Genomic DNA, 9,557 nt, shown 5'->3' with positions numbered 1-9,557 from the left:
CCCAAGCTCAGGGTGAACGCGTTAATTAATAATGCGGACTCGTTCAGCCTTTTGATGTTTTCACTGGGTTATAAGGCAGTTTGGCAGAAAAGTCTCGAGAGGTCTTAATGCTTTCAAAGTTCAAACGGGAGCAAGCTCCCTCGCCACAGTAAATATCCAAATTACGTTCAGCGCTTGTTCATCCCCCCGCGCCAACCGATCCCCCCGACGTGCCTCATTCCCCCCTGCCACCATCTCACTCCATGCCGCTGGCCTTTTTTCTGCATGCAGAACAACCGTCACGTCGAACCCGCATCATCGGTCGAACCGACCTAAGGAAGAACAACCGTGAATATCAATTGGGCTGAAAAGCTTCGCCAGAGCGTCCATGAGCTGGCCGGATCGCTGGGTAACCTGTTCGTTGAGACGTTCCATTACCTGGCGCTGTTCGCCATCGGTGCAGTCACTGCCTGGGCGGCGGTGGCGGAGTTTTTGCTGATGATCAAGGAGGGTGACATCAAGATCGATGACATCCTGCTGCTGTTCATCTACCTCGAGTTGGGGGCGATGGTCGGGATTTACTTCAAGACCAACCATATGCCGGTGCGCTTTCTGATCTACGTGGCGATCACCGCGTTGACGCGCCTGCTGATCTCCAACGTGTCGCACCACAACCCGCCGGACATCGGGATCATCTACCTGTGTGGCGGCATTCTGCTGCTGGCGTTTTCGATTCTGGTGGTGCGCTATGCCTCGTCGCAATTTCCGTCGGTGAAGATCGCACACCCGCAGCGCAAGACCGGGGCGGGCTCCGGTGAGCATCCGGAAGTCGAGAAGGGCGAGCTTTAAAACCTTGCCGGCCGAGGGGTTGGAGTCTTGGGTGAGGGCGGCGGTAATTTGAAGTTGTCGCCGTTGGTCATCGCTTCAAGGATCGCCACGGCGCTGTGGCCCTGTTCGATGGCGATGCCGAACTGGATGCTTTGCACCAGCCGTTTCAGGCGTTGCGGGTCATTGCGTTGTGCGGCACTGATCATCCGCTTGGCAACGATTCGACCGGCGTTGGAGAGGGTCAGCATGATGCTGCCGTCGAGCCCTTGAATACTCAGGTTGACCTGATAATCCGGCGCAAAAGCGTCGGTGATCAGTTGAAAAGGGTTATCCATAATGCGTCACCGCTTGATGGGATCGTGCAGTCATTGACCGGACGGGATCAGGATTGGTTCGCTTTTCCAGACCATCGGCAGGCCGTTAGCTGAGGTTTCAACAACATCCGTGTGCCTCCATTCTGACGAAGCAAGGGCCATGCCGGTCCTGCTCAGGGTCAATAAACCGGCAATAAAAAGGCGAGCCCAATGGCTCGCCTTTTTTATTCATGGTCCGTTTCAGGGCATGACGGAGTAGATGATCGCTGACAGTGCGATCAGGCCGATCAGCACCACGAACACGTTCGAGGCTTGCCCCGAATACTGGCGCAGCGACGGCACGCGGCGGATTGCGTACATCGGCATCAGGAACAACAGGCAGGCGATCACCGGTCCGCCGAGGGTTTCGATCATGCCGAGGATGCTCGGGTTGAAGGTCGCCACGGCCCAGCAGCTGAGGATCATGAACAGCGCGGTCACGCGGTTCAGCCAGCTGGCCGGCATCACCCGGCCACGGCCGCGCAGGCTTTTCACGATCAGACCCTGGAAGCCTTCGCTGGCGCCGATGTAGTGGCCGAGGAAGGATTTGGTGATTGCCACCAGCGCGATCAACGGCGCGGCGTAGGCGATGACCGGAGTCTGGAAGTGGTTGGCCAGGTACGACAGGATCGAGATGTTCTGCGCTTTTGCGGCTGCCAGATCGGCCGGCGACAGGGCCAGCACGCAGCTGAAGCAGAAGAACATCACGGTCAGCACCATCATGCTGTGGGCGACGGCGAGGATGCCGCTGCTTTTCGGCTCGGCCTGGGCGCCGTAACGCTGTTTCTGATCGACGGCGAAGGCGGAGATGATCGGCGAATGGTTGAACGAGAACACCATCACCGGAATCGCCAGCCACAGGGTTTTGAAGAACAGCGGCAGCGGCATGCCTTCATTGGCCGAGGCGAAGAACGCGCCGTTCCAGTTCGGGATCAGGCTCACACCGAGCAACAGCAACGCGGCGACAAACGGGTAAACCAGCACGCTCATGCATTTGACGATCACGCCCTGGCCGCAACGGACGATCGCCATCAGACCGAGAATCAGCGCCAGCGACAGCACCGAGCGCGGTGGTGGCGCGATGTGTAACTGATGCTCCATGAAACTGCCGAGGGTGTTGGTCAGCGCCACGCTGTACACCAGCAGAATCGGGAAGATCGCAAAGAAATACAGCAGGGTGATCAGCTTGCCGGCACCGATGCCGAAGTGTTCTTCCACTACTTCGGTGATGTCCCCGGAACGCCCGGACAGCACGAAGCGGGTCAGGCCGCGGTGGGCGAAGAAGGTCATCGGGAAAGCCAGCAGCGCCAGCACCAGCAACGGCCAGAAACCGCCGACGCCGGCGTTGATCGGCAGGAACAGCGTGCCTGCACCAATTGCCGTGCCGTAAAGGCCGAGCATCCAGGTGGTGTCGTGTTTGCTCCAGCCTTTGCTGGTTGTTGCGGTACTACGGGGCAGTTCTACAGCAGGATTATCAGCAGCAGGTGTACGTACATCGGTCATCAGTATCGCCTCGTTATTATTTTTACTCGGGCTCACGTAATGCAGGCGGTCAGGGAATGCTCGTCAGCACTCCACCCAGCTCACAGCCAGGCCGCCCCGTGAAGTCTCTTTGTATTTGTCGTGCATATCGGCGCCGGTATCGCGCATGGTGCGGATCACCCGGTCCAGGGAGATGAAGTGTTTGCCGTCGCCGCGCAGGGCCATTTGGGTGGCGTTGATCGCCTTCACGGCGGCAATCGCGTTGCGTTCGATGCACGGCACCTGAACCAGCCCGCCGACCGGGTCGCAGGTCAGGCCGAGGTTGTGTTCCAGGCCGATTTCGGCGGCGTTTTCCAGTTGTTCGGGTGTCGCACCCAATACCTCGGCGAGGCCGGCAGCGGCCATGGCGCAGGCGGAACCGACTTCACCCTGGCAGCCGACTTCGGCGCCGGAGATCGAGGCGTTCTTTTTGCAGAGGATGCCCACCGATGCGGCGGCGAGGAAAAACGCCACGACATCGTTGTCCGAAGCGTCGGGGTTGAACTTCATGTAGTAATGCAGCACCGCCGGGATGATCCCCGCCGCGCCATTGGTCGGTGCGGTGACCATGCGGCCGCCGGCGGCGTTTTCTTCGTTCACGGCGAGGGCGAACAGGTTGACCCATTCCATCGCCGAGAGGGTCGAACTGATGACATTCGGTTTGCCGATTTCCAACAGGCTGTGGTGCAATTTCGCAGCGCGGCGCGGCACATCCAGACCACCCGGCAGCACGCCTTCGTGGCGCAGGCCTTGCTCGACGCACTCACGCATCACCGACCAGATGTGCAGCAGGCCGCTGCGGATCTCCGCATCGCTGCGCCAAGCCCGTTCRTTGGCCATCATCAGCTCGGAAACCCGCAAGCCATGCAGGTTRCACAGCGACAGCAATTCCACGGCGCTGGAAAATTCGTACGGCAACACCACGTCGCTGGCGGCTGGTACGCCCGACTCGGCTTCAGCCGCTTCAACGATGAAACCGCCGCCGACCGAGTAGTAGGTTTGTTCCCACAGCTGGCCGTTTTCGCCAAAGGCTGTCAGCGACATGGCGTTGGGGTGGTAGGGCAGGCTTTCGTCGAGCAGCAGCAAGTCGCGTTGCCAATCGAAGGCAATGTTCCGGCGACCGGCCAGCAGCAGTTCGCCGCTTTCGCGCAACTGCTGGATACGCGGACCTATGCAAGTCGGGTCGATGCGGTCGGGCCATTCGCCCATCAGGCCCATGACGCAGGCGCGATCAGTGGCGTGGCCGACGCCGGTGGCGGACAGCGAGCCGTAGAGACGGACTTCCACACGCCGGATTTGCTCAAGCAAACCCTGGTCAAACAGCGCCTGGGCGAAGGTCGCGGCGGCGCGCATCGGGCCGACGGTATGGGAGCTGGACGGACCGATGCCAACTTTGAAGAGATCAAAAACACTGATAGCCATGCTAAAGCCTTACAAGCAATGGAGTAGGAATCGCCGCCATTTTTTGTAGGCCAAGCGCAATGTCGGCGATACTGCCTACCTCGGTCAGTGCTGACCAACGAAACTTCCTAAGACAGGCTTTAGTAGGACTAAACAATGAGTCGTCAATTTCATGCCCAGACCTACGTCTGGCTGCATGTGTTTTCCTGTGCGGCACGCCACTTGTCGTTCACCCGCTGCGCGGAAGAACTGCACATCACCCCCGGTGCCGTCAGCCAGCAGATCCGCCAGTTGGAAGAGCGTCTGGGGTTTCGCCTGTTCCACCGCCGCGCCCGGGGTGTTGAATTGAGTGCCGAAGGCCAGCGCCTGGCGATCACGGTTAACGAAGCCTACGGCAACATCGACGCCGAACTACGCCGGCTGGATGCGGGAATGATCAGTGGCATCCTGCGCTTGCGTTCGATCCCTTCGTTTCTCGGTAAATGGCTGACGCCGCGTCTGCCGCGTTTGCAGCAGCGGTTTCCAGATATCCAGTTGCGGCTGGTGGCCGAGGACAGCAGCGTGGCGCTGCACGAAGGCGACTTCGACCTGGCCATCGACTTGAACGATGGCAGTTACCCGGGGTTGTTATCCACAGCCTTGCTCGATGAGCAGATTTTCCCGGTCTGCGCGCCGAGCCTGCTGCGTGGCCGACCGCCGCTGCACGGGCCGGCGGATCTGGTGCATTTTCCGTTGTTGCACGACATCACCGCCTGGCGCGGCAGCTATGAATACGCGGAGTGGGAGTTTTACCTGAACGCTATCGGCTTCGACGGTGCCGACGTACGGCGCGGGCATACCTTCAACCGCAACCACTTGACCATCGAGGCGGCGATTGCCGGGATGGGCGTGGCCATCGCCCGCCGGACCTTGCTCAATGATGAGCTGGAGCGGGGCACGCTGATCGTGCCGTTCGGCGTCGCGGTGCCCAACTACAAACGCTATGTGTTGCTGTATTCACCGGGGGCGCTGAGCCATCCGGGCGTGCGCGCGGTGCATGACTGGCTGGTGGAGGAGGCGGAGATTTTTCGCGGGTTGCACCCCCTGGGTGAGGGGCAATTGTGAGGGTTTTTTGCGGCGTTGCAGGTCGAGTCGACTCCCGACAGTAACAGCGCTTTTGCCCGTTGTCCGGCTTTTTTTGCGTATGAATATTTATCTTTTTTTAGGGGTTGAATTGTTTCTCCATCTGCCCAACTCTGTAATCAAGAGGTCACGGTCACCCAGGTTTCAAACACCGCACCGGATCTCTCGCGAGCTAGCTGAAATAAGGGATGAACTATGCAAATCCAAGTCAATAGCGATAACCATATTCAAAGCAGCATCCGACTGGAGGAGTGGGTACGTACTACCATTGAGAGCACGCTCGAACGATACGAAGAAGACCTGACACGGGTCGAAGTCCACCTGCGGGACGAGAACGGCGATAAACCCGGTCCACACGACATGCGCTGCCAACTTGAAGCGCGGCCAAAAGGCCATCAACCGGTTTCCGTTACTCATAAAGCCGACACACTGGAACTGGCCATCGAAGGGGCGGCCACCAAGCTTGAACATGCGCTGGAACACCTGTTCGGCAAATTGCGCGGTAAACGCGCCACCGTCACGCCGATCAACTCGGGTGCCCATGCCGACGCGCTACTTGAAGAAGAATTTCTCGAGAACGAACAGGCCGCTTTCAATAGCTGATGCCTGAAACACCCTTACCACCCCACTGAAAACGGGCCTGCAGATGCAGGCCCGTTTCGTTTCACGCCTTGAACACTGTCGTCAGAGGCGTCGCCGTATCTGGCGGCCATCATCCCGCAGCCTTATCGCACACCATTCAGCCTCGGCCCTGTTGATTGTGACTAACCGCGTCGTGCCTGACACTCGGGCTCACTGTCCCTGGCCTGCTGGAGTTTGGTAATGAAAGAGTCTGTGCGCTTTGAAGATAAAGTGGTGATTGTCACCGGTGCAGGTGGCGGTCTCGGACGGGCTCATGCGTTGTTATTCGCCAGGCAGGGCGCCAAGGTACTGGTCAATGATCTGGGTGGTTCGGCTCAAGGCGAAGGCGCCAATGCCTCGGCAGCCGACCGCGTGGTGGCAGAGATTCGCGAGGCCGGTGGCACTGCCGTGGCCAACCACGATTCGGTGACCGACGGCGACAAACTCGTGCAGCACGCCCTCGACGCCTTTGGCCGCATCGACGTGGTGGTCAACAACGCAGGGATTCTGCGCGACAAGACCTTCCACAAAATGGAAGACGGCGATTGGGACCTGGTTTACCGCGTGCATGTCGAAGGGGCTTATAAAGTCACCCGTGCCGCGTGGCCGCACATGCGTGAGCAAAACTACGGTCGAGTGATCTTCACCGCCTCGACCTCTGGTATCTATGGCAACTTCGGTCAGTCCAACTACGGCATGGCCAAACTCGGTCTTTATGGCCTGACCCGCACCCTGGCCATCGAAGGTCGCAAGAACAACATTCTGGTCAATGCCATCGCCCCGACCGGCGGCACGCGCATGACCGAAGGCCTGATCCCGCCACAAGTCTTCGAACAGCTGAAGCCGGAACTGGTCAGCCCGTTGGTGGTGTACCTGGCCAGCGAGAACTGCCAGGAAACCTCTGGCCTGTTCGAAGTCGGCGGTGGCTGGATGGGCAAAGTGCGCTGGGAACGCAGCCTCGGCGCCGGTTTCGATCCGCGTGAGGGCTTCTCGCCGGAAGACGTAGCTGCTCACTGGGAGCAGATTTGCGACTTTGAAGGTGCGGCGCATCCAAAGGACAACATTGAAGCGTTGAGGGAAATGATGGCGAATTTGCAGAGGTATTCGCTGTAATACCGAGGACTATTGCCGGCGTGCGCTCAATCAGCTTCGCCTCCGGGCACTCCCCCCATCGAACCCCGTGCTCACGGGGTTCTTTTATTTCGCCCATAAAAAAGGCCGCTGCAAACGCAGCGGCCAAGGTAAGACGTTGGATCAAGGAGCTACAAATCAACGTCAGTGAACACGGATCGATGAACTGAAACGGATTCAAATCATCTGGATTCTGTTGCTAATGAGGCGGGAAAGTCACACCTCAGTGCTTCGTGCTTTCGGCCGTATTGCCCTGAAAGCCAGGCAAGGATAAGTCCTTATCCCCAAAGGAAAAATAGCGATTCGGGACAATGACTGTTACAGCCTCGGCAACAGTCGCTGCCACGCAACTCCCCCGACAGCCTCCGTATCTACCTTCATGTCGCAGGTGCTCACCGTCGCGGTTGCCTTGGGTTGCTGTGCCCAGGCGCAGGCTGTGGACTTCAACAAATAGAGCACTCCACTTGTTGTAAGAGTTCAGCGTCTGATCGGTTCAGAGTATTTTTTTTAGTTGTTGATTTTACGAATTAACACAAGTTTTCGGGTGCGCGCTGTGTGCTAAATGCCTATAAGTAGTTGGGCGCCAGATGTGCAGTTGTCTTGTTGTTTTCTGGTGCTCTAAATCACTATTTAATAAGCGGTATTTTTATAATGACTGATGTTCTTCTCGAAAAAATACGTAGCAAGTTGAAGCATGTTTTTAAAAGTCGTGGTTATGGTCTGGATCCCGATACTACTTACTATTCCGGTGCGGTAATCAACGATCTCGGGCAGGAGGTTGTCGCTTATTCCGAGTCGCTGACCTGGGTCGTCATGGAAAAAGTACAGCATGATGAGCTGCCATCATTCGATGAAACGCTCGGTGGGATTTACTCTGTTCGATGGAGCCGGGATCCGAAATATCAGGTTAACACGGCGGTACTGGATGTCAGGGAGTTTAATCGGATCTGCCATGGGATTGTAATCGAGTTCCGAAAGGAAGCGCTCTTCGCTGAGCCGTTCTGAGCGTGCGGCCCTGCTCGTGATGGCCGGYGGCTTTGTAATGGCCATTCACGAATGCATTCCCGTTGCGGAGTGTGCATTCGTCAGCTGAATAGTATTTAAAAGGAATTTATGTATGGCGAACCCGGATTTGCTGAAAGAAGTCAGTGAGCAACTCAATGGGTGTTTTGAGGATTTAGGCTGCGGTATCAATGCGGGCGAAATCTATCTGCGCTCGGTCGTGGTTAATGATCTGGGGGAACCGTTCGTCGAATCCTATCGAACCAAATAACTGTTTGGCCAAGTGTTGTTTTTTTATGGTTGGGCTGTTTCGAAACAGTCTCGAACTTACGCGGTTTGAGGGAGATGTTCATACCTCATGCACTCACTCATGGCCCGGATCACCGCTAGCAGTTACTGGCGTGCCGGGCTGTGTTTTAAATAACTCTCTCGACGCATGCAGCGGTAATAGGCCGTTTACAAATGTCATAAGGAACAGTGAATGAGTATAAAACTTTCAACAGAAGCGCTACAGGGAACGTTTCAGGACGCGCTTTTACGCCCCTCTAAGCGGGCGATGGCCGAGCAACCTCACCTGATACCGGATTGGCTACAGCGTGCCAGTGAAGAAGATCGCCAGTATTATGTCGATACGGAACAGTCTCTGGCAGAAAAAGAGCAAGCGCTTGATGAACGGCTGAAAGAAACCAGGTCCCTCAAGGTATTCGCACACTCTTATGCCCAGGAGTTCGTTCGAATTCTCTCCGGCGAACTCATCGACCCGGAGCGGATTTTCGTCAACGCTCGTCATACGTTCCATGTGGGTCAGCAAAAGGTTGTTCAATGCAATCGCCTGACGCTTCCCGAGTTCATGCTCAATGGTTTGTATGATCCGTCCTCTGCTCCATTGGCGTTCACCCTTGAAGGCGAGGCGCTGCCGTCAGGCTTGACCGAAGAAGACCTCAAGGCAGTGATGGGCAGCGAGAGCATGCGCTCGCTGTATGCCGAGAAATTTGAAGAAAAGTACACCAGTGAAGCGGTACTGCAAGCCCTGCAAGCCGTGCTGGACGGTCGCACGGACCTGAGCTCGTTCAGTGCAAAGTTGCAAGGGCATATCAGTGACGACAGCCTCAAGATCGTCGAACGGGCCAGTCAGAACGCCGAAAACTATTCGGCGGGAGATCTTTTACTCGATAGCTGGAAAATTCCCTTTCAAGGGATGATTGTCTATTGCGGACCAGAAGGTGAGGGCGGTACGTGCGTTCTCTATGCGCCTGATGCGCCGGGGGGCAGGATCTGGTTCGAGTTTCCGAGCTTCAAACAACTGAACTTCCATATGTTCAACTGGGCGAGGTTGCCAGAAGGACGCAGTTACCTGAGTCGGCAGTCTCACGCCAGTGAGCGAGAGCGCACCCATTCGTACATGCGGCATTTACAGGCAGAGCTTCCGGTTCAATGGGGCATCAAGCGCAACGTCTGGCCATCGGTCGGTGCCGGTGCATTGCGCCAGGGTGTCTTGCTCAATGTCGGTTGGCTGCGGGGCGAAGTGGAGGCGGTCATTCCTGCCGGTTATCGTTCGGCCACCGCCTACCATCGACAGTATTTCGCCCGTTTGAACAC

Annotated in this window: 10 protein-coding genes; 7 read left to right on the top strand and 3 right to left on the bottom strand. The window is 57.2% G+C overall.

The genetic code is table 11. The features are described 5' to 3' along the window. Positions 1-327 precede the first annotated feature (327 nt). On the top strand, positions 328-828 hold the full coding sequence (locus tag AC1DH9_RS13380; protein WP_054595739.1) for a phosphate-starvation-inducible protein PsiE: 501 nt from the start codon (positions 328-330) through the stop codon (positions 826-828). Here the strand turns inward: AC1DH9_RS13380 and AC1DH9_RS13375 are convergent. The 3 genes from AC1DH9_RS13375 to AC1DH9_RS13365 all read right to left on the bottom strand — a co-directional run bounded on the left by AC1DH9_RS13375 (position 825) and on the right by AC1DH9_RS13365 (position 4,103). Then, positions 825-1,142: a DUF3509 domain-containing protein gene (locus AC1DH9_RS13375; protein WP_427542987.1), complete on the bottom strand. Its 318-nt coding sequence runs from the start codon at positions 1,140-1,142 to the stop codon at positions 825-827. The genes AC1DH9_RS13380 and AC1DH9_RS13375 overlap by 4 nt on opposite strands. A 219-nt stretch (positions 1,143-1,361) precedes the next feature. Then, on the bottom strand, positions 1,362-2,663 hold the full coding sequence (locus AC1DH9_RS13370; RefSeq protein WP_427542990.1) for a serine/threonine transporter: 1,302 nt from the start codon (positions 2,661-2,663) through the stop codon (positions 1,362-1,364). 63 nt (positions 2,664-2,726) lie between these two features. Continuing rightward, the gene (locus AC1DH9_RS13365) at positions 2,727-4,103 is read right to left on the bottom strand and encodes an L-serine ammonia-lyase (protein WP_427542993.1); all 1,377 of its coding nucleotides are present in this window, start codon (positions 4,101-4,103) and stop codon (positions 2,727-2,729) included. Positions 4,104-4,238: 135 nt separating this feature from the next. Between AC1DH9_RS13365 and AC1DH9_RS13360 the strand changes: the two genes are divergently transcribed. The 6 genes from AC1DH9_RS13360 to AC1DH9_RS13335 all read left to right on the top strand — a co-directional run. Next, positions 4,239-5,186: a LysR substrate-binding domain-containing protein gene (locus tag AC1DH9_RS13360; protein WP_427542996.1), complete on the top strand. Its 948-nt coding sequence runs from the start codon at positions 4,239-4,241 to the stop codon at positions 5,184-5,186. Positions 5,187-5,399: 213 nt separating this feature from the next. Continuing rightward, positions 5,400-5,807, top strand: a complete 408-nt coding sequence (locus AC1DH9_RS13355; protein WP_054595743.1) for an HPF/RaiA family ribosome-associated protein — start codon at positions 5,400-5,402, stop codon at positions 5,805-5,807. A 219-nt stretch (positions 5,808-6,026) separates the two neighbouring features. Further along, the gene (locus tag AC1DH9_RS13350) at positions 6,027-6,938 is read left to right on the top strand and encodes an SDR family oxidoreductase (RefSeq protein WP_427543001.1); all 912 of its coding nucleotides are present in this window, start codon (positions 6,027-6,029) and stop codon (positions 6,936-6,938) included. A gap of 669 nt (positions 6,939-7,607) precedes the next feature. After that, positions 7,608-7,961 carry a hypothetical protein gene (locus AC1DH9_RS13345; protein ID WP_427543004.1) on the top strand — a complete coding sequence of 118 codons (354 nt, stop codon included), beginning with the start codon at positions 7,608-7,610 and terminating at the stop codon, positions 7,959-7,961. A gap of 112 nt (positions 7,962-8,073) precedes the next feature. Beyond that, a complete protein-coding gene (locus AC1DH9_RS13340; RefSeq protein ID WP_427543007.1) occupies positions 8,074-8,229 on the top strand; it encodes a hypothetical protein in 156 nt (51 codons plus the stop codon). A 210-nt stretch (positions 8,230-8,439) separates the two neighbouring features. Continuing rightward, a partial coding sequence (locus tag AC1DH9_RS13335) for a dermonecrotic toxin domain-containing protein (RefSeq protein ID WP_477808280.1) occupies positions 8,440-9,557 on the top strand: 1,118 nt, incomplete at its 3' end.

This window comes from Pseudomonas sp. 05T35 (assembly GCF_056396605.1).
Note: the sequence above shows the minus strand (reverse complement) of the source record. Positions and strands in the feature narration are given on the sequence as shown.